The organism is Soonwooa sp., assembly GCF_030151385.1.
GTDB lineage: Bacteria > Bacteroidota > Bacteroidia > Flavobacteriales > Weeksellaceae > Soonwooa.
On sequence record NZ_JASLDS010000041.1, the window covers coordinates 35,473 to 60,835 of the forward strand.

22 protein-coding genes and 1 pseudogene are annotated in these 25,363 nt (G+C 35.0%); 5 read left to right on the forward strand and 18 right to left on the reverse strand.

Annotation, left to right across the window (positions count from 1 at the left end; genetic code table 11):
- Positions 1–10 precede the first annotated feature (10 nt).
- From Q1V95_RS06925 to Q1V95_RS06945, 5 genes are all read right to left on the reverse strand, one after another.
- On the reverse strand, positions 11–1,936 hold the full coding sequence (locus tag Q1V95_RS06925; RefSeq protein ID WP_300672082.1) for a M1 family aminopeptidase: 1,926 nt from the start codon (positions 1,934–1,936) through the stop codon (positions 11–13).
- A gap of 51 nt (positions 1,937–1,987) precedes the next feature.
- Positions 1,988–3,439 carry a D-alanyl-D-alanine carboxypeptidase/D-alanyl-D-alanine-endopeptidase gene (dacB, locus tag Q1V95_RS06930; RefSeq protein WP_300672084.1) on the reverse strand — a complete coding sequence of 484 codons (1,452 nt, stop codon included), beginning with the start codon at positions 3,437–3,439 and terminating at the stop codon, positions 1,988–1,990.
- Positions 3,440–3,591: 152 nt separating this feature from the next.
- The gene (priA, locus tag Q1V95_RS06935) at positions 3,592–6,039 is read right to left on the reverse strand and encodes a primosomal protein N' (RefSeq protein ID WP_300672086.1); all 2,448 of its coding nucleotides are present in this window, start codon (positions 6,037–6,039) and stop codon (positions 3,592–3,594) included.
- A 275-nt stretch (positions 6,040–6,314) separates the two neighbouring features.
- Entirely contained in the window at positions 6,315–7,223 is a 909-nt protein-coding gene (locus tag Q1V95_RS06940) for an AEC family transporter (protein ID WP_300672088.1), read from the reverse strand.
- 452 nt (positions 7,224–7,675) lie between these two features.
- Positions 7,676–10,174, reverse strand: a complete 2,499-nt coding sequence (locus Q1V95_RS06945; RefSeq protein WP_300672089.1) for a glycoside hydrolase family 2 protein — start codon at positions 10,172–10,174, stop codon at positions 7,676–7,678.
- 201 nt (positions 10,175–10,375) lie between these two features.
- Between Q1V95_RS06945 and Q1V95_RS06950 the strand changes: the two genes are divergently transcribed.
- Both Q1V95_RS06950 and Q1V95_RS06955 read left to right on the forward strand, forming a co-directional pair.
- Positions 10,376–10,858: a hypothetical protein gene (locus Q1V95_RS06950; RefSeq protein ID WP_300672091.1), complete on the forward strand. Its 483-nt coding sequence runs from the start codon at positions 10,376–10,378 to the stop codon at positions 10,856–10,858.
- A gap of 12 nt (positions 10,859–10,870) precedes the next feature.
- Positions 10,871–11,236 (forward strand): DUF3592 domain-containing protein, encoded by a 366-nt coding sequence (locus tag Q1V95_RS06955; protein ID WP_300672093.1) that lies wholly within the window; start codon positions 10,871–10,873, stop codon positions 11,234–11,236.
- 204 nt (positions 11,237–11,440) lie between these two features.
- Here Q1V95_RS06955 and Q1V95_RS06960 read toward each other — a convergent pair whose 3' ends face one another.
- The 13 genes from Q1V95_RS06960 to Q1V95_RS07020 form a co-directional block, all read right to left on the reverse strand.
- Positions 11,441–12,103, reverse strand: coding sequence for a copper homeostasis protein CutC (locus Q1V95_RS06960; RefSeq protein WP_300672095.1), 663 nt, complete (start codon positions 12,101–12,103; stop codon positions 11,441–11,443).
- Between the two features lie 60 nt (positions 12,104–12,163).
- Positions 12,164–12,721, reverse strand: a complete 558-nt coding sequence (locus Q1V95_RS06965; protein WP_300672097.1) for a hypothetical protein — start codon at positions 12,719–12,721, stop codon at positions 12,164–12,166.
- A gap of 52 nt (positions 12,722–12,773) precedes the next feature.
- Positions 12,774–13,280 (reverse strand): hypothetical protein, encoded by a 507-nt coding sequence (locus Q1V95_RS06970; RefSeq protein WP_300672099.1) that lies wholly within the window; start codon positions 13,278–13,280, stop codon positions 12,774–12,776.
- 12 nt (positions 13,281–13,292) lie between these two features.
- A complete protein-coding gene (locus Q1V95_RS06975) occupies positions 13,293–14,111 on the reverse strand; it encodes a hypothetical protein (RefSeq protein WP_300672101.1) in 819 nt (272 codons plus the stop codon).
- 14 nt (positions 14,112–14,125) lie between these two features.
- Positions 14,126–14,812: a hypothetical protein gene (locus tag Q1V95_RS06980; protein WP_300672102.1), complete on the reverse strand. Its 687-nt coding sequence runs from the start codon at positions 14,810–14,812 to the stop codon at positions 14,126–14,128.
- Positions 14,813–14,824: 12 nt separating this feature from the next.
- Positions 14,825–15,481, reverse strand: a complete 657-nt coding sequence (locus tag Q1V95_RS06985; protein WP_300672104.1) for a hypothetical protein — start codon at positions 15,479–15,481, stop codon at positions 14,825–14,827.
- A 25-nt stretch (positions 15,482–15,506) separates the two neighbouring features.
- Positions 15,507–16,379, reverse strand: coding sequence for a hypothetical protein (locus Q1V95_RS06990; protein WP_300672105.1), 873 nt, complete (start codon positions 16,377–16,379; stop codon positions 15,507–15,509).
- 30 nt (positions 16,380–16,409) lie between these two features.
- Entirely contained in the window at positions 16,410–16,952 is a 543-nt protein-coding gene (locus Q1V95_RS06995) for a hypothetical protein (protein ID WP_300672106.1), read from the reverse strand.
- A 168-nt stretch (positions 16,953–17,120) separates the two neighbouring features.
- On the reverse strand, positions 17,121–18,509 hold the full coding sequence (purF, locus tag Q1V95_RS07000; RefSeq protein WP_300672124.1) for an amidophosphoribosyltransferase: 1,389 nt from the start codon (positions 18,507–18,509) through the stop codon (positions 17,121–17,123).
- Between the two features lie 139 nt (positions 18,510–18,648).
- Complete coding sequence (purC, locus tag Q1V95_RS07005; protein ID WP_300672108.1) at positions 18,649–19,368, reverse strand: phosphoribosylaminoimidazolesuccinocarboxamide synthase; 720 nt, start codon at positions 19,366–19,368, stop codon at positions 18,649–18,651.
- A gap of 61 nt (positions 19,369–19,429) precedes the next feature.
- Positions 19,430–20,131: a DUF3307 domain-containing protein gene (locus Q1V95_RS07010; protein WP_300672110.1), complete on the reverse strand. Its 702-nt coding sequence runs from the start codon at positions 20,129–20,131 to the stop codon at positions 19,430–19,432.
- Complete coding sequence (locus Q1V95_RS07015; RefSeq protein WP_300672112.1) at positions 20,128–20,733, reverse strand: SatD family protein; 606 nt, start codon at positions 20,731–20,733, stop codon at positions 20,128–20,130. The genes Q1V95_RS07010 and Q1V95_RS07015 overlap by 4 nt, the downstream gene beginning before the upstream one ends.
- Before the next feature lie 137 nt (positions 20,734–20,870).
- Positions 20,871–22,703, reverse strand: a complete 1,833-nt coding sequence (locus Q1V95_RS07020; RefSeq protein WP_300672114.1) for an endonuclease — start codon at positions 22,701–22,703, stop codon at positions 20,871–20,873.
- 202 nt (positions 22,704–22,905) lie between these two features.
- On the opposite strand from Q1V95_RS07020, the pseudogene Q1V95_RS07025 reads away from it, so the two are divergent.
- The 3 genes and pseudogenes from Q1V95_RS07025 (at position 22,906) to Q1V95_RS07035 (ending at position 25,237) form a co-directional block, all read left to right on the forward strand.
- Positions 22,906–24,031: pseudogene (locus Q1V95_RS07025) on the forward strand (acyl-CoA dehydrogenase family protein).
- A 151-nt stretch (positions 24,032–24,182) separates the two neighbouring features.
- The gene (locus Q1V95_RS07030) at positions 24,183–24,647 is read left to right on the forward strand and encodes a nucleoside triphosphate pyrophosphohydrolase family protein (RefSeq protein ID WP_300672116.1); all 465 of its coding nucleotides are present in this window, start codon (positions 24,183–24,185) and stop codon (positions 24,645–24,647) included.
- A gap of 17 nt (positions 24,648–24,664) precedes the next feature.
- Positions 24,665–25,237 carry a thioredoxin family protein gene (locus tag Q1V95_RS07035; RefSeq protein ID WP_300672118.1) on the forward strand — a complete coding sequence of 191 codons (573 nt, stop codon included), beginning with the start codon at positions 24,665–24,667 and terminating at the stop codon, positions 25,235–25,237.
- Positions 25,238–25,363: the final 126 nt, after the last annotated feature.

A 25,363-nucleotide genomic window follows, 5' to 3' on the forward strand; every position in this document is an offset into this window, starting at 1 on the left:
AAATTTAAAATTAATTTTTAATAAACTTAAGTTGCTCTTGCTCTGTTTTAAGAATATATTCGCCTTTTGCTAGATTCGAAATATTAATTGCTTTATTAGATTCCGAAGTCCCAGTTTTTATAAGACGGCCATCCAAACTAAAGATTTGGTAATTGCTATCTTTTTTAAGATTCGAAACAAAAATCTCTGTGCTTGCTGGGTTTGGATACACTTGGATTTTTGTAGTTTTAATATCATCAACTGCCAAAGAATTATCTCTAACAACCGTCGAATTCTTTGTTAAAATTTGTAAATCTTGATTAAAATAAACGGCAGTCACAGGAAATCCCACTTCTTTTGTAAAGTATTGATTATTGGAAGTGTGATCCAAAACCAAATCTGCAGATTGTCCATTAGCACCAGTAACTTTAATAGGCAACGGCATTTCGTAGAAACTTACAGAATTATGACTTTGTGTTTGCGAAATCTTAAAAGTGACATTTGTTGCTCCTGGCTTCCAGCGTACTGTATAGGTTGGATAACCTTGTCCATATACCCAATCATTAAAAAATTCATTAAAATTCTTCCCCGAAAATGTATTTACAAAATTGATAAACTCAGCTGTTTTAGCATAGCCATTTGCAAATTGTGGTGCACTATTGTAAGCCTTTAACATCGCATAAAAAGCATCATCTCCCATTTCCCACTTTAACATACGAAGCACATAAGCACCTTTACCATAGGTTGTTCTACCATTAAAAATTCTGTTGTAAGTTGGTTCTGGATCAGGAATATAGACACTACCATCTGGCACGCCAGTAATGAAATCGGTTTCACTTTGTAAATAATTTCTAAAACCTTGTTGATCCATTGTTAGCTTCTCGTAAATCAAATGCTCTCCAAACGTCGCAAAACCCTCATTAAGCCAAATGTCATTCCAACTGCCACAAGTCACTTTATCGCCAAACCATTGATGTGCTAATTCATGTGCAATTAATCCCCACGTGAAATAGCCCATACTACTCATCGTCGTATGCTCCATACCACCTCCAGCATTGAATTGCATGTGCCCATATTTCTCACTTCGGAAAGGATAAGGTCCAAAATATTCTTCAAACTTTGCCATACAAGTCTTAGTCCAATTGATGGCATTCATTTGTCCAGAATCATTCGCAGTAGAAGGATAAATATAATTAACAAAAGGAAAAGCGTTAGCACCAGTTCCGAAAGTGTCGTTTAGTTTGACATAATTGGTAATTCCTAAAGCTACCAAATAGGCTGGCGTCGGAATATTTGTTTTCCAATAAGTCAGTTTCTTGCCACCACTCAATGAAATTTCGGACTGCAACAGTCCGTTGGCAGCGACATTATATTGAGATGGTGTTGTAATTTTAATATCGAGTTTCTCAATTTTATCATTAAGACTTTGCTTTGTTGGCCACCACTCTTTAGCACCGAAAGGCTCTGACAATGTTGCTAATATTGGTACACCACTTTGCTTTTGTGTGGTAAAAGCATCTTGCGAAGAATCTGGAACGCCACTATAAGAAATCGACAACGAATCTAATGTTGCAGCAGGAATACTCGCCGGAAAATTAATTTTCAATTCTTTGGTTGCAAATTGCTGAAACGTCAAATTCTGACCATGATATTTAACCTCGCTAACAGTAAGATTGTTTGACAAATCAAAGTAAATGGTCGAAGACGGACTTAACATCTTAAAATGCGGTGTCACAATTCCTTTTACAAACTGTTGCGATGGGTCAAGATCCAATTCCATTCGGATGTAACGAAGATCATAATTAATGGTATTTGGATTTTCGTTTTCGTTAAAGAGTATAGATTTAGCAGCTCTTTTACGTTCGTTGTCAATTAATTTATCATGCTGAGCTCTGGATTGTGCCAATCCCAAAACCGAAATCGCAGATAAAACGAAAGTTGTAAATTTTGTTTTCATATAAAAAAAATACTCGCAATGTTGCGAGTATTAAAATTAAAAAATATTGTATTACAAATCTAAAGTTGGATCCAAAAGTTGCTCCATTCTATCTTTGACTTGTGCTACTGTACCATTGTAATTATTGATTAATAAAGAGAAAACCAATGTTTTTCCACTTCTAGTTTTTATGTAACCTGCTAATGTTTTAACACGACTCAAAGTTCCTGTCTTCGCAAAAATCTGTCCATTAGACGTGTTTAGGAACATTCTTTTTAATGTCCCAGACTGTCCTGCAATTGGTAAAGACTCAAAATAATCTTTATAATAAGGCTCCTTCATCAATCCAGTTAAAAATTTAACTTGCGCAATTGGCGTTACCAAATTACTTCGAGAATAGCCACTTCCATCAACATAATTAAGACCATTGGTATCAAAAGCTTTTCCTTCTAGATGCGATCGCACCGCAAGTCTTCCACTATCTGGCATTTGGTCACCCGAAATATAAAAACCTAAACATTTCAACAAAGCCTCGGCAAAGGCATTATCACTATGCTGGTTTGTATAATGGACAATTTCGGATAATGTTGGAGACTTGTAATTGCTAAGTGTTTCGCGCGTCTCAGGCTCTTTATCAGCAAATCTAGCTGTCACTTTTCCTGTAACTGGGATCCCCGATTTTAACATAGTTGCCTTTAAAGAATTTGCCAATCCCATTGGTGGCTCTGCTAATTTTGTAGACAATCCTGAACCTTCAAACTTGTCAGCATACACCATTTTGTTAGTGTATGGCGACATATAGAAATAACGTTTTTCATTGTTAAAAGGATTGCTTTGCTTAACAACCAATTTTTCATTGCGCGGATCAACATCCTTTGTAGAACCCACTGGCAAATAATAATTACTGTGATCTAACCAAACAATATTTGCGGGTAAATCTTTTTTAGCATCTTTAAAAACGCCTGTCTCTACAATGATTTCACCATTAACTCTTTTAATACCTTTATCACGAACGGCATTTAAAAATTGAGAAACCAAATTTCCTGTCGATAATGCGCCAACACGAACCGCTCCGAAAGATGGATCGCCACTTCCGATGACATAAAGATTTCCTTCCAGAACACCATTTTCATCAATTGTTCCAGAATAATCAAGCTGTGTATTCCATTTGAAATCACCACCGAAAAACGAATAAGCCGTTTCTGTTGTTAACAACTTGGTAGTCGATGCAGGAATTAAAGGTGTTGCTTCATTGTATGAAGTAATAATCTTGTTGGTTTTAGGATCATATACCACAAATCCCCAATTGGCAGTTCTTAGAACAGGGTCCGAAAACATTCTGTTGATGTTAACTTCAATATTTTCCTTTGGACTCAACAAAGATTTTTCTGGAGATAACTCCTTCGCCAAAAGTCCAGGTTGCTCGTAAAATTGAGGAATTGAAGATACTGCAGAGGTCTGTGCAAAAATGCTAATGGAAATACCTAAACCAAGTACACTAATATATTTTTTAAATTTATTCATTTTCAAACATTTAGATAAAAAGGTTGAAAATTTCACAATCCACATTGACATAGACAGAATCAACCTTTCTCAAAACGAAGTAAAGTTAGACAATATTGCGCCCTTCAGTCTAGTGAAGCATTATAAAAGCCTATAAACTTTGTTAAACTTTGTTAAAAATCAACATAAACAAGTTTCTTAATACTTTTGTAAGCCGTTATTTCTTCGAATTCCTCAAAGCTTTGGCGGATGTAGTCTTTAAATACTAAATAGTTTTTGCCGCGCGGAAGTTTTAGTAAAATTTGAAATTGATACATATTGTTCAAACGTGCTATGGAAGCAGGTTCGGGACCCAAAATACAATCTTCGGGCAAGTATTTTCTAAGGATGGAACCTAAAAACTGAGACGCGCGATTCACTTTGTCTTCTCGGCGGTGTTTTAGTTCTATCATTATCAATTTCGTAAATGGCGGATAATGGAATTTTTTGCGTTCGGTCAGAAAATATTCGTAAATCCCTTGAATATCATTTCGTTGAATCAGTTCAAAAACAGGATTTTGCGGATTATAAGTTTGAATTAAAACTTTTCCTTGTCCAGAAACCCGACCAGCACGTCCAGAAACCTGCGTCATCAGCTGATAAGCTCTTTCTTCCGCCCGAAAATCTTGTACATACATCAAAGAATCCGCCCTCGGAATAGCTACCAACTCGATGTGGTCAAAATCCAAACCTTTAGAAATCATTTGCGTTCCCACGATGATGTCGGTTTCGCGGTCTTCAATTTTCTCGTATAATTTTTCGTAGGCAAACTTCTTACGCATCGAATCCACATCCATTCTATCAACCTCTGCTTCTGGGAAAAGTTTTTGCAATTCCTCATGAATTTGCTCTACGCCGACACCTCTTTCATTCAGATTTTCGGAATGGCATTTTGGACAAATTTTTGGTTTCGAAGCACGTTGACCACAATAATGGCATTTCATCTCGTTCGAATATTTATGATAGGTCATCACCACATCGCAATTCGAACAATAATTAACATAACCGCAAGACTCACATTCCACAACATTCGCATAACCACGGCGGTTGTGTAGAACAATGGTTTGATTTTTATGTTCTAAATTCTGTCTGATATTTTCCAACAAATGAAACGAAAAATCTCCCGAAACATTCTTGGAATCTTGGGCTTCTTTAAAATTAATAAGTTCAAACTTCGGCAAATCTACTTTTCCGAATCTTTCGCCTAAAAAAATGTATTTTAACTTATCTTTTCGAGCAGCAAAATAACTTTCAACAGACGGCGTCGCAGAACCCAAAATAACATTCGCTTTATATTTTTGACCTAAAATCTGTGCAGCATCTTTGGCATTAAAAAACGGCGAAACTTCTCGTGGACGATAAGCCGAATCGTGTTCTTCATCAACAATAATTAAACCTAAATTTTGATATGGTAAAAACAATGCATTTCGCGTTCCGATCAGGATTTTAAGTTCGTCGTTCTTTATTTTTCGCCACACTTCTACCCTTTCGAAATCCGTCAATTTTTGATGATAAAAGCCAAGCGCGCTGCCATATTTTTTCTCTAAACGTTGCGTAATTTGCTTGGTCAAAGCAATCTCGGGAAGCAAAAACAAAACATTTCTACCTTCGTTGATGCATTCCTCGATTTTCTCTAAATAAATATGCGTTTTTCCAGAAGATGTCACGCCATGCAAGAGCACATTTTTATTTTCAGAAAAAGCTTCATCCACCAAAACCAAAGCTTGTTTTTGGGCAGAGGTCAACTCCTCTAATTCTTCGGTATCGCCGTCGTAGTAATCGATTCTATCTTTTTGAAGAAAGTATTCTTCAACCCAATTTTTATCAATTAAAGATTTGATGTGTGAATGGGCAAAAAATCCATCATCAAACAATTCCGATTTTTTTACCGGAGAATCTGGATTTTCGGTTTGTTTATCCAAAATCGCCAAAAACAAGTCCTTTTGTTTTGGCGCTCTTTTCAGTTGTGAAAGGATTTCGGTGAGTTCAAAATTCTTTAAAACCTCATCTTTTATCCTCACATAAGCCACTTCCTTAGCTCGGTATTTTTCCGCAACTTGCTCATCAATCTCAATATATTGCAAATCGATAAGCGAATTGATGGTTTTAATAATGTCCTTTTTCGGAATAAAAGCCTCGATGTCCGTCAAATTTATCAATTGTCGAACTTCCAAAGCTTGAATTAAATACATTTCGTTGACATCCAAATTCTGAAAATCGACAACGGCATTAGGTTTTAATTTAAGATAAGTTTCGCTCTCCAATTTTAAAGAAGATGGAAAGGCAAAACGGTAAATTTCGCCCAAATTGCAGAGATAATACTCGGAAAGCCAGTTCCAGAACTCAATTTGCTGAAAAGGAAGAATCGGCTTTTGGTCGAGAATATTAATAATGTCTTTTGGGACAAAAGTTTCGGGTTCATTTTGATGCAAATCCCAAACGATTCCCGTATAAATTTTCTTACCACCAAACTGCACCAAAACCCGCATTCCGAGCTGAATTTCGTCCAACAATTCATCGGGCACTTTATATGTAAAAGAACCTGCAAGATTGAGCGGTAAAATAACTTGGGCGTAATGCAAAATCAGAATTAAAGCGTAAAAATAGAGATTTTTTACCGCAAAAGAAACAAAAGAATTTTTTAAACCTAATGTCGAAAAGGTTTTTAATTAATAGATATGGCTATCGTATTTATTTTCACAACAAATGAAACATTTTTTTTATCAAGACAAAAGAACACAAAGGATTTTATAAAAGTTAAGCCTATAGCATGACAAAAATTTAAAAAGCTATTTAAACTTGCTTTGTTTAACTTTACATTTCACTAAGCTTTTGCGGTAAAAAAAATGGCTTAGCTTTAGAAAAATAAACCAATCAACTCATACCACATCGCCGAGGTAAAAAAGCCAACAATAATGCTGATTCCGATGATTAAATTGGTGAGTTTTGTGTTGAGTCGGAATTGTTCTGCAATAATACTGGAAGTCACTAAAGTCGGCATTGCAGCTTCGAAAATACTGATTTTGGCAACATCGCCTTTTATTCCGAAAATTAAAGCCAATCCAAAAACGATTGCTGGTGCCAAAATAAGTTTGTACAACATCGAAGTGGAAATCTGAGGCATCAATTTTTTCCAACCATTAAATTTCAATTGAAGTCCTACAGAAAATAAGGCTAAAGGTCCAACCGTTGCCGCCAATTTATCGAAAAATGGTTCTGCAAAGCTTAAATCTACAAATTGAGAAATCACCAAAGCACCAATGCAACCGAGGAATGGCGGAAATGTAAATAATCTTTTCAGGATAAATTTTGCGCTGATATTTCCAGATTTACTTCCACCTTTTAAAGCGGAAATAATTCCTAAAGTCGATAATGCCAAAAACATCGTTTGGTCGCAAATAATGGCAATACTTAGCAAACCTTCACCATAAAAAGCTGCAATCAGCGGAAAACCAATGAAAGATGTATTACTATAACCGCTTGCTAAATCCAAAGTGCTCTGCGAACGTCGAGAATAACCTTTGTATTTGCAGTAAAATTTCATAAAAATACCGCTACCAACCGCGATTAGCAAAGTAGAAAAAATCGGAAAAAGCATTTCCGTTGACCACTGAACTTTCGGCAAATATTTAAACGAAACTGCTGGCAATGCCAAATACAATATCCACGTATTGATACCTTTATGAGCATCGGGATGTATGGATTTTGTTGCTTTGAAAAGCATTCCCGCAATAATGCATACCGCAATCAAAACAAAATTTACCATTTTCTGAACTGAGATTTAAGATTTGAAGTTGCAAAGTTACAATGCCAAAAAAAACTATAGAAAAGTCTTTGCAAAAAATTGAAAAAATGTGTCGAAAGTCAGATTTTTGAGGTGCGGGGCTCGGGATTCGGGATTCGGGATTCGAGGTTCGAGGCTGGATGTTGGGTGTTGCGAGGGTTGAGGTTTTTGAACGCAATGGTGCAAAAGTTTTTTTTAAAAAAAAATCGCTGATTTAAGTCGCAAGAAAATCGTTGATTTTCGAAAGTAAAGTTAATATTTTAACTTATAAAGTTATCAATAACGAAAAGCAATTTAATACTAAAAAAAAATGTAAGTTTTGTAAACGAAATTACATCCCAATTACATCATACTTAAAACCCAAAACCAATATTACGAATCTCAAATCTCAAATCCCACATCTCGTACCTCGTATCTCGAAACCCGCAACTCCCCTATTGCATCGTATCCCACAAACTCATCACTTCGATTTTGTCCAAAGCTTTTGAAAGCTTGATTTTTCTTTTTTCGTTGGGAAGTAAATCAAAGAAATTATCAGAGAAATGTGTGTCACCGATTAAGTAAACATCTTTTGCTAAAACATCGGTGGAAACTTCAATTTCGGTTGGAGAAATTTTCTTGATTTTGATGTTGGGTTTTGGAAGTTCTAAATCTTTTGGTTTTGCCAGAAACATATGATTTTGAGCTAACAATTTATCATTTACATCCAAAAGTTTTACAACTAATAAATTGTGTTTTCTCTCAGCTTCATCAAATAAATTTTCCACTTCTATTGGATCAAACTGTAATTCTTCTTTTAAAATTTTTCCGTTTGGAGCACTTGAAATTTCATTAATTAATTTACCATCAAAGCTGACAACATTAATTTCTATACGGACATCTTTGTAAGTTTCTAATCCGTCATTTACAGCATAAAAATTCAAAATATTATCTTTTTCAAAAGCGAAAACTGCAATATTCTCAAAACTCCGTTTTGTTTGATAATGCAAAGCTTTCCAATTGCCCAAATAATCAATCGCTGACCACGAAACCACTGGCCAACAATCGTTGAGTTGCCAAATTAAAGTTCCCATATTGTAAGTCTTGTTTCGGCGGTGTGCTTCGATGGCGATTTGCATTCCGCGCGCTTGTAACAACTGCGAAACGTAATTGTACTGTACAAAATCGGTCGGGACTTTATAATCTCTTTCCATGTATTTATCGATCATTTCCCAACCTCGAGAATGCTTTTCGTGCGCTTGAATAACAGGATTTTTTAAACTTAAATCTGGCTTTTCCGAAAACATTGCTTTGGTTGCTTCCAAACTTGGCATTCCTTGAAAACCGTATTCAGAAGCGAAACGAGGGACTTTTTCATTGTAAATTTCAAATGGCTGTTCGCCCCACCAAACGCCCCAATAATGCGAGTCGCCTTCGGTTAAACTTTCTTTGTGTCCCCAACCAATCGACGGCGAACTTGGCCAATAAATCGCGTTCGGCGAAACTTCCTGCAAAGTTTTAGGAATCACGTCGTGAAAAATCGTTTTGTAATCTTTCCAAACTTGCAAAGAATCGGCTTTTGAATAGTTAAATTGCTTTTGATAACCCCAATTGACAATTGCTTCGTTTACCTCATTATTTCCGCACCACAACGCCAACGACGGATGATTTTGCAAACGTTTTACTTGGCTCTTAACTTCATTTTTTACATTTTCTTGAAAAGATTCATCGCTTGGATAAAAACTTCCCGCAAATGCAAAATCTTGCCAAACGAGAATTCCATTTTCGTCGCAAGCCTTGTAGAATTCGTCATCTTCGTAAATTCCGCCACCCCAAACGCGAATCATATTCATATTAGCTTCTTTGGCATCTGCAATTAATTGATGGTATTTTTCTTTAGTGATTCTTGGCAAAAAACTGTCGGCAGGAATCCAGTTGCTTCCTTTGATGTACAAAGGCTTTCCGTTGACTTTGAAATAAAAAGATTTTCCTTTATCGTCTTTTTCTTGAACCAATTCGATTGTGCGAAGTCCAATTCTTTCGGTTTTGGAATCTATGATTTTTCCTTTGTTAATAACCGAAATTTTAAAATCATACATTTCTTGTTTTCCCACACCATTGGGTTGCCACAATTTTGGATTTTTAATTTCAAAAGGAAACGAAACTTTGTTAAGTTCTCTTTTTAGTTTTAAATTTTTATAAATTTTTCCATTAATCGAAACTTGAAGTTTATATAAATCATTCTCTCCTACTTGGCCTACATTAATTTCGGTATTAAAAACCAAATCCGCTTTTTTAGTATTAATTAATTTTTGTTCAACTCTTATATTTTCGATTTTGGCTTCGTCCCAAGTAACGAGTTTCACGTCTTTCCAAATTCCAGTAGTTACCAAACGAGGCCCCCAATCCCAACCAAACTGATATTGAACTTTTCTGACCAAACTTCTCGGACTTTCGGGCAACTGAAACGGAATTTTCTTTGCTAATTCTTTGCCTTCATTAACACTGGATTTGAATTTGATGAGCAAAGTATTTTCACCAATTTTTAAATTATTCTTTGGCGAAACCTCCCAAGTCCTAAACATATTGTCAGCTACCAAAATAGACTTCCCATTCAAGAAAACCTCCGCGAAAGTGTCCAAACCTTCAAAAACAAGATTTTGATTTTGACTTTTAAACTCTTTTTCCGAAACATTGAATTGACAGCGGTATTCCCAATCTTCGCTTTCTATCCATTGTACTTTTTTTTCGTTCTCGTCCAAAAAAGGGTCCGGAATAATTTTGTTCGCCATCAAATCGGTATGAACTGTCCCTGGGACCGTGGCGGTCAGCCAGCTATTATCTTTTACGTTTTTGAATTGCCAATGTTCGTTACTAAGCTTGCGAACAGAAGTTTGTGCAAAGGAAATCTGTAAAACACAGACAAAGAAAAATATGGCGTAGACTTGCTTCATGTGGTTAAAGATACGAAAGAAAATGAGGCTAAAAATTCACTGTTTATGATTGAATAGTTAAAGAATTATGTTTAAAGTTAAAACTATTAATCTGTTTAAGAAAAACTAAGACTTATTTGTATATTTGATAGTCGTAGGAAATGCCAAACAAATTATTTGACACTAACAATAAGCGCAACAATAAATTTTAATAGGAACAAAATGAAAAAAATCAACACGTTAATTTTAGCAGCTGCTTTCATTGGTACCTTATCAAATTGTACTAGCAAAGGCGAACCAAATCCACAAGGACAATTACTAACAACAGAACAAATTAAAGCATTGTCAAAAGACCAATCTATGAACGGAAAGTTGGTTGAAGTAGAGGGTTATGCAGGAATTTGTAATTCAATGTTTGTAACAAAGGGAAAGAAAAACGAAATGATAGTTTACACAGATGGTTTTTGTAAAGGCGAAAAGTTGATGGACATGCAAGTGAATATTAGCAGAGGAGATATAGCAATTACTGGAGACGAACCACGCAACTTTGGTAGTTTTGCAGATGACAAAAATCTTTCTAATGAAGCACTCACTTTTACGACGGATGATTATCAGGAAGTAGCCAACGGAAGACTTAAATTCAGTGGAAAATTGGTGTACAATGGTGACAATTATTATTTAGAAAATGTAACAATTCACAAATAAAAATAGATAATTATGCAAAGTAAAGGCGCAAAAATAGTTTTTGTTGTTTTAGTTATTTTTTTTGCAATTGGTGCCTATTGGCTTTACAACTATGGTCCTTTTGCAGAAATGAAGAATGAAGCAAGAAAGGCCTATCAAAATTATGTAAAGACGGAAGCTACCATTGTAAGTCAAGAAAGTAATGGACGTATCGGAAAAGGAGCTGCTCAAATATGGACAGTGCAATTCAAAGATAGTGAAGGGACATTGCATACAGCAACCATGCGACAAGACTCGTTCTTTGGAAAAGAAAACGGAACTAAGATTAATATTTATTACAATCCAGAAAATCCAAACTCAGTAACAAGTGAGGACTCTTACGACGAAACAATGAAGTAATTAAAAAAAGCATCTCGTCCAAAATTGTATTAGTAAAACCTAACAAAGTGATTCGATATCGTCAAATGTTGGGTTTTGTTTTAGTAGACTATTTTGTAAAATATAGCTCCACTGCAAGCACAAGCCTCGCACTTATACTAAAAACAAAATGCTTGCGCAAAGTTCGAATTAAGAGAGGAGAAGCGAAAAAAACTTCACAACCAACTATCTAAGCTGTTGTAGTAATTTTCTTAATTCTTCAACATCAATATTTTCTGAATCTGCCGAAATACAAGCAGAATGCAGATAATCAAAATCGTGCTTTAACTCAGCGACATTGGTTGACCTAACACCGCCACCAACTAAAATTGTAATGCGATCGCCAGCCAAGTTTTTTAGTTCCTTTAATTTGTCCAAGCCTTGCATCGCCGAACTTGCGCCACCAGAAGTCAAAATTGTTTTAAAACCACATTTAATGATTTCTTCCAAAGCTTCTTCCTGATTTTCAATTCGGTCGAAAGCGCGATGAAATGTACACGGAATACCAGCTGCATGATTCATCAACTCCAAATTTTTGTCAAAATCAAAACGATTATTTTCATCCAAAATTCCGAAAACGAAACCATCAGCGCCAACTTCTTTTAACATCATAAGGTCGGATTTCATTTGTTCCAACTCTTTTGCATTGTAAAGAAAATCGCCACCACGAGGACGAATCATAGCGTAAATCGGAATATTAGATTTTTGTTTTAAGGTCAATAAAGTCTCGACACTTGGCGTAATTCCTCCTAAAGAATAATCTTCGCAAAGCTCAATTCTATCGACATTTTCTTGAATGGCTAAAAGTGCTGAAGCTTTGTTAAAACAAGCGATTTCTATTTTTGACATAATTTGATTTTTCACAAATATAAAAAGAAAAAGCTCTCAAAATTTGAAAGCTTTCTTGGTTTATTCATCTTCTAAAACATCAGCAATGAGAAACTTTCCATCGTCCGCTTTGACTTTGATAACACGCGGATAATTCTCGTTAAATCCAACATCGCGAATATTAACATCAAAAATTAACGTATCATTTTTCTGTCCGATAATATCCCATTTTGTAACTTTTATTTCTTTCCAATCCTGTCCAGAAATTAAGAAACCAGATTCAATACCAGCTTTTTTGGTATCGAATTTTGATTTCCATTTTTTTTCAAATTCGGCTTTAGTTAGTGTACCATCGATATCCATATCAACATTGGTCGCATCCGTTTTGTACTCGTAATAGTCTTTAGTAGTCATCGCTTGCATTGCTTGCGTTGCCTTGTCATAATCGTTTTCGGTTTTGAAGTAAGCTTCGATGTTGCTTTTAAGCCAATCTTTCGCTAAAGTTTCATTTATTTTTGGAGGATCCAAAGTTTCAGCTTTTATCGAATCTTTTTTAACAATTGGTTCTGTAACAATCATGTCTTTTTTATTTTGACAAGCCACACAGAAAACTGCAATAATTGGAAGTAAATATTTCATCGTTAGTGTATTTAATATTTGATTTAAAACTTAACTTGAAAGATACAAAAATCTAATTTTTGTGCGTGTAAAAAGTAACATCAGTCTCTACGCGGTACATTTTTTTGATTTCATCGAGCGGTTTGCCCGTGTAAAAAACCAACATTTGATAAAAGTCATTTTTAAGATTGGTCAATTTTAAATTTTTACCATCGTTTGATAATTCAACAGTCATCACGCCTGGATACCAAGTTACAGTCAGTTTGTTATCTTTAACATTGTATTCGCCCATGTCATTCAATTCTATGTCACCATCATACAAATACAATCGGTTGTCTTTCGTGAAATAGAATACCTTTCCTTTCCAAAAACTATTTAAAGGCACTTCAGTCTCGGGCGTTCCAGGAACCGTCATATAAAGTTTGCCATCCACATTGTCAACAACCCATTTGCCACGAAAACTTTCTCGAGTCAAAGTTGGTGGTAAATCGTCATTATTTTTGTCTCCGCAACCATAGAGAACGGCAATGCTAAGACATAAAATCGAAATAAAAATAAGTTTTAAATAATTGTTTTTCATGATATTATGTTTTTAATTAAAAAAAGAATTAATATTATTGATGATAAAATTTTTATAGTCCGCAGAATTGGTACAATGTCCTTCTCCAGGCGCAATTAGGAATTTACTTTTAGCTTTAACATCAGCATTTGTATTGGATTCGATCCCAGATCTGAAATCTGTTCCATTACCGCCTGTCGCCCCGTCAGTCGCATTTGCCATGTACAACACAGGCAGCTTTAGCGCGCTACCTTTCCATTGATCGCCTCCGCCACACTCAATAATTAGTCCTTTGATGCCCTCAATCGGTTGTCCGCCGTTGCCCATCTGTCCAGGAAGACTGATGCCAAGACTAAGGTTACCACCTTTAGAAACGCCACCTACAACAACTTTAGACCTTGGAATGCCGTAGAGAGAAGCTTCTTTACTAATAATCTCCTCAATGTTTTGTTTGAATTTTATATTGCCGTCAGCGTAAGAACTTCCTTTTTCATAAGTCGTTACTATGGCAACAAATCCCATTCTAGCGATAGCATCGCATTGATCATTTAACAACCCATCATTAACATTTCCACCATCACCAACACCAAGAATGACGATACCTTTGCGCGCATCTGTTGCAGTTGATTCTGGATAATATGCTCGGTAATTAAAATTGCTTGCTTGGATATCTTTTTTCGCAACTTTAAGTAGAACTATTGAAGGATTAAGATGAGAAATGTCGATATTAATTTTTTTCTTGGTTTCCAAATTCGATTTTACATGACTTCCTACAATAATTTTTTGACTTTTAAAACTTCCAATTCCTAGAAGTGAAGCCATAATGACGAATAATTGTGTTTTTGTTTTCATGGTAATTATTTTTATTAATTAGAGTTTTGAAATTTTAAATCATAGATGACATTTGATAAAGTTTTAGCATTCTTATCAGTTTTGATCAGTTTTGCATAGCCTAAATTATTATCTACAAAAAACCAATAAGAATTGTCTATTTTTAAAAAATGAGCATTTAGAATTTGTTGCTTTAAAATTTTGTTTGAATTCAAGTCAACAGTGTACCGATCAAGAGCTGATATTTTAAAAGTTTGAAGTAAATCGCCTTTCTTATTGTATTTTTGCAACCCATTTTTAGAAGAAACTTTAACAATATTCTGTTTTGAAAGACCAAGGGGATTAATCTTTTTGGGCGCATCAATAACTTGATAAAAATCTCTATCTGATAACAAATTAAAATCTCGAATCCACAAAGTATCGGTTACAACTCCTTTCTTTGAACCTTTCATTAATCCGCCATAACCGTAACTAAGTCGTGCCTTGGTTTCGCAGTTTATGTCTTTGTAAGCTTGAGATGATCGATCTGGTGTTGCAATTTTTTGTTTGTGTTCCAGCATAAAAAGCCTCTCGCCCTCAACATCAACTCTGTACAATGCTTTTGCAGTTGGATCTGTATCCATAATCTCTTGAAAGCATTTTGGAATAGTTTCCTTTTTTTGTCCAAAAACAAAACATGAGAAAAGTGCAAAAAGTAACGTAATTGTTTTAAAATATAACATTTCAACAATTTTTTATTTTAATTCAAGTTCGTATTGCAACATGATTTGCTCCTCGCCTTTGTTAAAACTCAAGTATCGATAATGCAATACTTTTCCTTTATTAATAAGCGATTTGATATGATAGCCGTCCGCAGGCTGCTGATCCAACGTAAAAGAACGTCCATCCGCAATAGTAACTTTGGCGCTAGAAGTTGCAAAAATAATGTCGGTATTATCATCTATTTCCGTTAACAAAAGAGGAACAGACATACCAAGATTAGCAATATTCACAGAACTAGTAACTTCCAAAGGCGGAAGATTGTCGGCAGAACAATTTTTCTCCGCGGCTTGTGGCGCAAGTTGATAGCCAAAATTAAAAGTTGGGCAAAACTCTGCGTAACTCCAAGTAGAACTGTAGAAAGGATATATCAATTGGTCGTTACCCAGCATCACAGCAATAGCTTCGTAAAGCTTAAGGCTAACTTTGGAAGACGAATTGGTCTTGTGCCAAACCTTTACCAATTTGACACTTAGTTTTTTTCTGATCTTATTGATCTGTCCAGGAATAATTGGTTTTACCTCTATCTTTTTTACATTCTCTATTTGTCGAGATGTACTTTTTTCTTGTGCAAAAAAGCTTTGGTTTATTCCTACAAGCAATATTGCGAGGATAAAATGTGATTTTTTCATGATATATGTTTTTGATTATTTGTGTTTAATATTTTTCGTATTCATAAAACGTTGGTGAGTTATTTCCACTTCCTGTTGTTGCAGTTCTTACAAGATATCCTGCCGCGTTATATTCTAAATCATAGTTATGAGTATTTTCCTTATCAACACTTCCATCATCTTTATAATAAGTTTCTTTTACAGATGTAATATCGTTGACGTTGTAAATTAGGTTAGGTAGTCCAACCATATTCATCAGTACTATTATTGTTCTATCAGGATAGTAACTTAAGTAGTTTTTACTTTTATTAAATGTATATTCACTCTTATCCGTCATTTTCTCAGGGTCTTGACCTTTTTTGCTATAATTTGTAGCCATATTACAATTGTTATCAGTATCATAAGTATATTCTGAGCGGGAAATTATGTTATCTTTTTTATTGTTAGAAAAGCTTTGTACTAGATGTCCTGCATTATCATAAGTATTTGTAATCTCATACTCTTTATCAATTGCATTATTCACGTACGTGATAAATTTCAAACCTTGTATTATTAGTTGCCCGTTCTTCATGTAAGAATTAAGTGATATTTCTGATGTAACTTTAGCGTTTTCCATTTGTGTAAATTTGTAGAATGACCCATCGGGGTTGTTATCTATATTCAAATCTGTATTAGAGTCAATTATAATTTTTACAAGCCTATCGGATGCATCATATTGGAATTCTCTTTTTCCAAACTTGACTAATCGACCTTTGTTATCATATTCGAACTTATTTGTTTTACCATAACTTGACTCAGAGATCATACGATATTTGCCATTTGTTGCGTCTTCTGGTAGTCGATCATCACCAGATTTACAAGAAAATATTAAAAGACTTAGTCCTATTAAAAAACATAATTTTGGGAGTAAAGTTTTCATAATAATTGTGTTTTAAGATTATAAATAATTTTATTTTTTAACTAAATGAAAGACAATATCACTCGGCACTCGATAGATGCTTTTCACTTTGTCTAAAGGTATTTTGGTTTGTGAAGCTAGAATTGCATAGAAGGATTCTGGGCTTTGCGTCATTGTCAAATTTTGTCCTGCGTTTGTTACCGAAAATGGCATCGAAAATTGACCACTGTATTTCGGAATACTGAAAGCTTTTCCGTTGTCAACAATCGTATAATCACTACTAATCATCACAGAAATGCCATTAACAACATCTACTTTTCCATTGTTTTGAAACTTAAACATTTTCCCAATCCAAAAGCTAAGTGGCGCTTCGATTTCCATATTGCTTTTCTCAGGTTTTACATAAATATGACCATCAACACTTGCTATTTCCCAAGAACCAATAATCTGCATTGGTAAAAGATTAGTATTAGCTTTAATACTTGACGTTTTCGGAAGATCTTTTACCTTCTTAACACCAGCTTTTTGTCCACTGACAAAGCTGAATGATAAAATCCCGAGCGACAACATAAAAAGTTTAATCTGCGTTTTCATAATGTTTGTTTTAGTAGGATAAATGTCAGAAGATTTGTCATTAAGTTTCGGTGGCAATTGTCGAATGGTTGGTTTGACTTGTCGAATGGTGAATATTTGCCCACAAAACACAAAAATGCCTCAGAATAACTTCAAAGGCATTTAATACTATTTAAAATATAGATTGTACTATTTAAACAAATCGTCTTCTACAGGTTTTTCAACAGGATATTTTTCTGTAAAACAACCGAAGCAATGATCTTTCGAACCTAGAATCTCTTGCAAATTAGCTACCGAAAGAAACTCCAAACTATCAACATCTAGATATTCTCTCAATTCTTCTTTAGTCATATTTGCAGAGATCAAATCATCTTTTGTTGGCGTATCGATTCCCAAGAAACATGGCGCAATAATCGGTGGCGAAACACTTCTAAAGTGAATTTCCTTAACACCTGCTTTTTTAAGAATTTTAACCAAACGTTTTGACGTCGTCCCTCTAACAATCGAGTCATCGATGATGACCACACGTTTATCTTTAATCTCCGAAACAATCGGGTTGAGCTTAAGATTCACATAATGCTCGCGCATCTCTTGTGATGGAATAATAAAAGACCTTCCAATGTAACGATTCTTGATCAACACAGGACGGAACGGAATTCCCGACGCTTTTGCAAAACCAATCGCTGCTGGAACACCAGAATCTGGAACGCCAATTACAACATCTGCTTCAACAGGTGCTTGTTCCCAAATTTTCATACCCGATTTCTCACGAACTTCGTGCACATTGATGCCTTCCAACATTGAATCAGGACGTGCAAAATAGATGTACTCGAAAGAGCAAATTCTGTTAGTGCAGTCTTCCTTAACCAAATAAGACTGAAGTCCTTCTTCGTTATCGCTGGTATAGACAATCTCGCCTGGACGAATGTCACGCACATATTGCGCACCAACACCATCCAAAGCACAAGATTCTGAAGCCACAACAAAAGTCTTTTCGTCGATTGCTCCTAAAACCAAAGGTCGAATACCATTAAAATCACGGAACGCGAAGAATTTATTTCGAGTGACACCAACCACAGAATAAGCACCTTCAATCTTTTCCATCGTTGCTTTAATCGCGCCACGAAGTCCAAGATCTAGGTTTTTCTGAATTAATCTTAAAATAACCTCCGAATCCGAAGTCGCACGAAAAACAACACCTTCTTCTTCCAACTCTTTTTTAAGTTGTTTGGCGTTGGTTAGATTTCCGTTGTGCGCAATGGATAGGATAATTTGATCATATTCATTCTTTGCAAAAAAAGGTTGGTAATTGTATTTCTTTTTGTCGCCAGCTGTTGTATAACGCGTGTGACCAATAACACAATTCCCCATGAAAGTTTGAGGATTTTCGATGGTTTTAAAAACATCCAAAACCAAACCTTCATCTTTTATAGAATACATTTTTCCATCGTTGCCTACGGTAATTCCGCAAGCCTCTTGTCCACGATGTTGCAATGCAAAAAGTCCAAATTGTGATAACGAAAACGTATCCATATTTTCGTCAGAAACCAAACCAAAAATACCACACTCCTCTTCCATTTTATCAAAAGGATAAGCACCAGCTTCAGGTTCTTGGTTTTTTAATTCTTCGAATTCGTTATAGCGATTCTGAAACGCATATTTTGGTAACGAACTGAAGTTTTGAAATTCTAAATCCATTTTTTGATTTCTAAAGAATTTATGAATTAACTGCTTTTTGTAATCTGTCGTAGATCTCTTCGTAAGCTTCTGTAACCTCACCAAGATCCCTTCTGAAACGGTCTTTGTCTAACTTCTTCATTGTATCTTTATCCCAAAGTCGGCAAGTATCTGGCGAAATTTCGTCTGCCAAAACGATTTTTCCGTCAGAAGTTTTTCCTAATTCGATTTTAAAATCAACAAGGATAATGTTCATTTTATCAAACAACGCAATTAACAATTGGTTGATTTTGTCTGTTAAAGCATACATTTCTTTCAGTTCATCATAAGATGCAGCGCCTAGAAACACAGCGTGATGATCGTTGATAAGAGGATCTCCCAACTCGTCTTTTTTGTAGCAAAGATCAAAAATAGTTACTGGCGATTTTAGACCTTCTTCAACTCCAAGACGTTGCGCCATACTGCCCGCAACATAGTTACGCACCACCATTTCCAACGGAATAATGTCTACTTTCTTCACCAATTGCTCGATATCACCAAGCTTCGCAATAAAGTGTGTCGGAATGCCATTCTTTGCTAAATATTCGAAAATTAAAGTCGAAATAGCATTGTTTAATTCGCCTTTTCTAGCGAAAGATCCACGCTTTTGAGCATTGAAAGCTGTTGCATCATCTTTGTATCTTACAACAACCTCATCCGCTTTGTCTGTTGCGAAAACTTGTTTTGCTTTACCTTCATAAAGCATTTCTTTCTTTTCCATTTATTCTTTTTACTTTTTTACTTTTAATTTATTTCAATACAAATTTACGGAAATAATTGGTTTAAATCTGAACCAAAATCCCCGTTAGAATTGCGATTCCAAAACTTAATAAAGTCCCTATTAATACATATTCTGTCAGTTTTCGTTGTTTAGCTTGCGCCAAATCGCTGAACCTAAAAACAGACTTCGCTGCAATCATAAATCCGACACCCTCCCAATGGTTGACAACAATAAAAACGAAAACCATCAATCGTTCCAAAATCCCGATATACTTGCCTGCATTGGCTAAAGAATCTGTCTGCACCGAATCTTTGTCTTGTGGATTGGGCGTCCAAAAACTTATCAATAATTTGATGATAATGGAACAAGGTGTTGTTAGGAAAATGGCTGCTGTAAATAGTTTGAGATTGGTTTGATTAAAGATAATATTCCAATCTATATTTTTTTGAACGATTAAACTCAAAGCAATAATTACAGCGATGTGCAAAAATTGATCGATGAAAAACCATAATCGTTTATTTTTAGGTTTTTGAAACTGAAGTTTTGCTGCATCAATCACAAAATGTGTCACGCCAACAACCAGTGCAATCCACCAATAATTGAGGTTCCAAAGAAATACGAAACTTAAAATTGTGTGTAGCAACACATGAATGTACAAATATGGACTTGCTAGTTTTTTTTGCTCTTTATCCTTAACCCACGCATTTGGCTGGAAGACGAAATCTCCGAGTAAATGAGCCAATATGAGTGGTAAAAAAATCATTTTTGCTGAGAGATTAGTTGTCGATAATAAGCTTCGGTTTCCATCAAAAGGTCGTAGTTAGCACGTTTGAGACGTTGGCTAATTGAGGATTGTGTCAAGTTAAGCTGCTTCGCAGCTTCATCTTGGTTGATGTCTTTTTTATTTAAAAACAAATCAACGATTTCTGCCGACATCACACTCCAACTATCTACAGTTAGGCTCACCCATTTAAAAATAAGGTTAAGCTCTGCATCCAATTCTGGCTTTTCGGAAGCGATATGAAGATTTATTTTTTCGGCTTTTATACGTTCGAGATTACGTCCAGAATTGACAAAAGCGCTACCATTACTTTGCGAGACTTTATCAGCAACAAAGTTTTGGTCACCCAAACCTATCGAAATACGAACGTCTAAATCTTGGATTTTTTTGATGCCTGCTTTTATTTTTAAAAACTCTAGAAAAGCATCTTCAGCATTTGGAATAAGATACTGAAACTCATCGCCGCGGTAGTTTTCCCATTCTTGCGAAGTTTTTCCTTCAAAAATCTCTTGCAAAGCTTTATACCAAACTTCTGCCCCGAATTTTTGAGAGTCAATTATATCGCCTGTGATAACCGCTTTCATAATGCAAATATAATAAAAATCGCTAATATTTTAAAATATAATACAAAAAGCATATAAATTAAAATATTAGCGAAAAACATAATAATCAATAAATATTAGCAAAAAAGCTTATATTAAATAATTATCAGCGAAATAGCTTATCTTTTGATAAACTGCTGAACTTTGTCATCCAATTTTAAGAAATACACACCAGCAGCTAGATTAGCAACATTTAATGAAGCATTTTTAGCATTTAAAGTTCCTGATTTCACCAATCTTCCCATAGAATCTAGAATCTGGAAATTAGCAATAATTTGATCTGATTTAACATTCAAAATATCTGAAACTGGATTTGGATAGATGCTTGTATTTGCCAATAAACTCACGTCTTGCGATGCCAAAGATCCCAAATTTTGACAATAATCTTTTGGATAAGATTGCCATTCTGTGACATCATAAGTTTTGGTCGGATTTTTGACACTTGCCAAACGGTACAAAGATTTATCCGTATTCCCATTATCCATTCCTTTATTACCAATCGCATCAACAGGAAAATTTTTATAGTTAAGCTCTACATAATTGTAACCTGAGAATGTCAAAGCTGGTGACGCCGATTGGAATCTTGCATCTTCCGTTGGATAACACGACAAAGTTGCATTAGGATTAATCGCCACAAAACTTTGACCATGTGGCAGAATTCCTTCTAGTTCTAAGGGTTTTTCAAAATAGTAGTTTGCGCCACTTTTATACTGTGCAGATAAACGATAATTTTTGAGATCGATATCGTGTCCAGTAAGGTTTTTAATCTCTAAAGCACGATTATTAGACGTTCCTTCGATATATTTATCAATCATCAAATCGCTCGCATAGGCATCATTTTCCAAAGTCGTTGTTGACAGCATATTACTTTGTGGACTCTTCAAATAAGCATTATTATATGCAATAACGCTGAAGTTATAAGTCGTTAACGGTGTTAAACGATCGGCAACATATTTATTAGAAGAAGTTTTCCCAATTAAAGTTCCGTCTTGGTAAATTTCGTAACCGATAACCGTTGGATCCTGACTTGGCGTCCACTGCAAACTAGCAAAATAGGCAGAAGTTTTGGTCGATGCTAAATCCGAAACCACTTGTGGTGCAGTTGTCGCAACAGTTTGATTCCAAATTGAATTAACCCATTCTGGGTGATCGATAAAAGGATTTCTATTTTTCTGAATTTGATAAACGTAATTGTTACGATCAATTTCTTTTTGCGAAACAGGATCTAGATTATGCCAATTAATCAACATCTGGATGTACCATTTTTCAAAAGCTTGCTCCTCGCTGCCATTCAAAGGGTTTTGATCTTTTGTAGGATCTGCATTTGTATCAAAATTAAAACTACCCAGCTTACCTTCATAACGAACAGCAAAATAAAGCAAAGACCTAGCTATATCACCTTTAAATTCGTTAATTGGTTCATAAACTCGACCTGTATAAGTTGCGTTTGGTACTGCACTATTACCTATCTTTGAAGTATTCGTAAAAGTATGAAAAATTGTTGATCCCACTATTCCATACGGATAATTACTTCTCAACTGATTGATTCTTGCATCCGTCGGAATCACAAAAAACAAATCCGAATACATTGGATAATTACTATTGAAGGAACTTTGAGGCATAACATGCTCACGATTCCAGCCAAGACCTTCTGCATTAGCAGAGCCAATCATTTGACTAAAATTGTATACATAAGCATCTGGACCAGTCGGAATTTCAGAATACATATCCAACAAACTTCCATCCTTTTCGTAATAACGATCTACATCCGTCGTTGCATAGAAAGTTTGCAAATCACCATAATGCCAGCTAATAGGTTTGGCAGAAATAATGTTGTGTAGTTTTGATTTTAATTGATAACCAGAAAGATTTTCGGTACCACTGTAATAGTCACCTGTTTGACCAAAAAACAAACTTGGTAGAATTAATAATCCAAAATAAAGTTTTTTCATACTCTAAAATTATAAGGTCGTTAAAGATAAATAATTATCTATTGCAAAATCGAAACACATTATTAATATATTATTAAAAGCTAATAAACTAACTGTTAATACTTTAACAAACTAAAACTTAAGCATTAAAAAGAAAAATTTTGTCTCCTTTCTAAATTAAGTTATATTTGGGACTCAATAAATTAATATGGACAGCACAACTATGGACAACTTAAAAATGGTCGCTGAAACGGCTAGAGAATTTGCAGAAAAAAAATATCCGCCCAAATATTATGGAATGGGACGAAAGTCAAACTTTTCCAAAAGATCTTTTTCACCAACTAGGCGAAATGGGCTTTATGGGAATTGTTATTCCTGAACAATACGGAGGTTCTGGACTTGGATATCACGAGTATGTAGCAATTTTAGACGAAATTTCTCAAGTTGATCCATCAATTGGACTGTCTGTGGCAGCACACAATTCACTTTGCACCAACCATATTTACGAATTCGGGAACGAAGAACAACGTATGAAGTGGCTTCCACAACTAGCTTCTGGTAAAGTTATCGGAGCTTGGGGGCTTACAGAGCACAACACAGGATCTGACTCTGGAGGTATGTCAACAACTGCAGTTAAAGATGGTGACGAGTGGGTTATCAACGGTGCGAAAAACTTCATTACACACGCAATTTCTGGTGATATTGCTGTTGTTATGACAAGAACAGGAGAAAAAGGTGCTAAGAATAATTCTACAGCTTTCGTTTTAGAAAAAGGAATGCCAGGTTTCTCTTCTGGTAAAAAAGAAAATAAATTAGGAATGCGTGCATCAGAAACTGCTGAGCTTATTTTTGATAATGTACGTGTACCAGATTCTCACAGATTGGGCGAAGTTGGAGAAGGCTTCAAACAAGCGATGAAAATCTTGGATGGTGGTAGAATCTCTATCGCTGCTTTATCTTTAGGAACTGCAAGAGGTGCTTACAAATCCGCTCTTAAATATGCTAAAGAAAGACAACAATTTGGGAAATCAATTTCAGAATTCCAAGCGATTAACTTTATGTTAGCTGACATGGCAACAGAAATCGATGCTTCTGAACTTTTGATCCAAAGAGCTTCAACTTTAAAAATGGCTAAAAAACCAATGACTAAAGAAGGCGCAATGGCAAAACTTTATGCATCTGAAGCTTGTGTAAGAATCTCTAACAACGCTGTACAAATCTTCGGTGGTTACGGTTATACAAAGGACTTCCCTGCTGAGAAATTCTACAGAGATTCTAAACTTTGTACAATTGGTGAAGGGACTTCAGAAATCCAAAGATTGGTTATCGGAAGAGATATCACAAAATAGAAACATATTTTTGATCGACGAGTTTTAATTTATGATTCTATGATTGTAAACTGAAACCAAAAGATTTTAAACAAAAATAAAGACCGGAAAATTGTTTCGGTCTTTTTCTTTGCACCTTAATCATTATATTTGCTTAAACTTTTATAAAAAAATGGACAAAATAGATAGCTTGAACCAAGTAGGAGAATTTCATAAAACCTTTAAAGCACCAATTCTGGATACGCCAAAAATCCCATCAAAAGAGCGTTGCGATCTAAGAGTTAGTCTTTTGCAAGAAGAACTTAACGAGCTAAAACAAGCGATTGCTGATAATGATTTGGTAGAAATTGCAGACGCACTTTGCGACCTTCAATATGTACTTTCTGGTGCGGTTTTAGAATTCGGGATGGGTGACAAATTTGTGGAACTTTTCAACGAAGTACAACGTTCTAATATGTCAAAAGCTTGTTCTACAGAGGAAGAAGCAGAAGCTACGGTTAAAAATTATCAAGACAAAGGTGTTGATGTTTTCTTCGAAAAATCAGGAGAAAAATATAATGTTTATCGTAAAGAAGACAACAAAGTTTTGAAAAGTATCAACTACTCACCTGCTGATCTTAAGTCTCTTCTATCTTAATTAAAAAAAACAAAAAGATGATAAAATCAATTTCAAAACTAATGTTATTTGGTGTTTTAGCATTAAGCATGCAAAGTTGTTTCGCACAAAAAGTTGTCGTTAACCGCGAAGTTGACACACAATCTGACGGCAAAATGTTATTAGGTGAACAGACTTTGGAACAATTTAAAAAAGAACCATTTTCGGATTGGTATGACAAAGAATACAACGATTACAAAATAGATGAAGAAAGCTTAAAAGCACTTAAAAAAGAGAAGGTTTCGGGTTATTCTTACATCGTATTTTTAGGAACTTGGTGTGGCGATAGTCATCGAGAATTCCCTCGTTTTATGAAAATTATGGATGCAGCGGGTGTTAATCATAACAAAATCCAAATTATCACAGTTAATCGCAAAAAAGAATCTCCAAACGGTGAAGAAGGACTTTTTAATATCCAAAGAGTACCAACTTTTATCGTTAAAAAATATGGAAACGAAGTTGGCAGAATTATTGAATATCCTGAATCTGGATTCTTGGAAAAAGATCTCTTAAATATTTTAAAAAAGAAAGGTCAAACCAAATTAGCACCAGAGGTTAATGAAAAATATTAATACAATATTATCTTTTGTGGTTGGAATTCTTCTAACCATTTTTTGTCTATTAGCGTGGAAAGGCTGTCACAAAGAAGAAGCTGCGGTCATCAACAAAGATTATTATCTGCTGACCAACCAAATCAC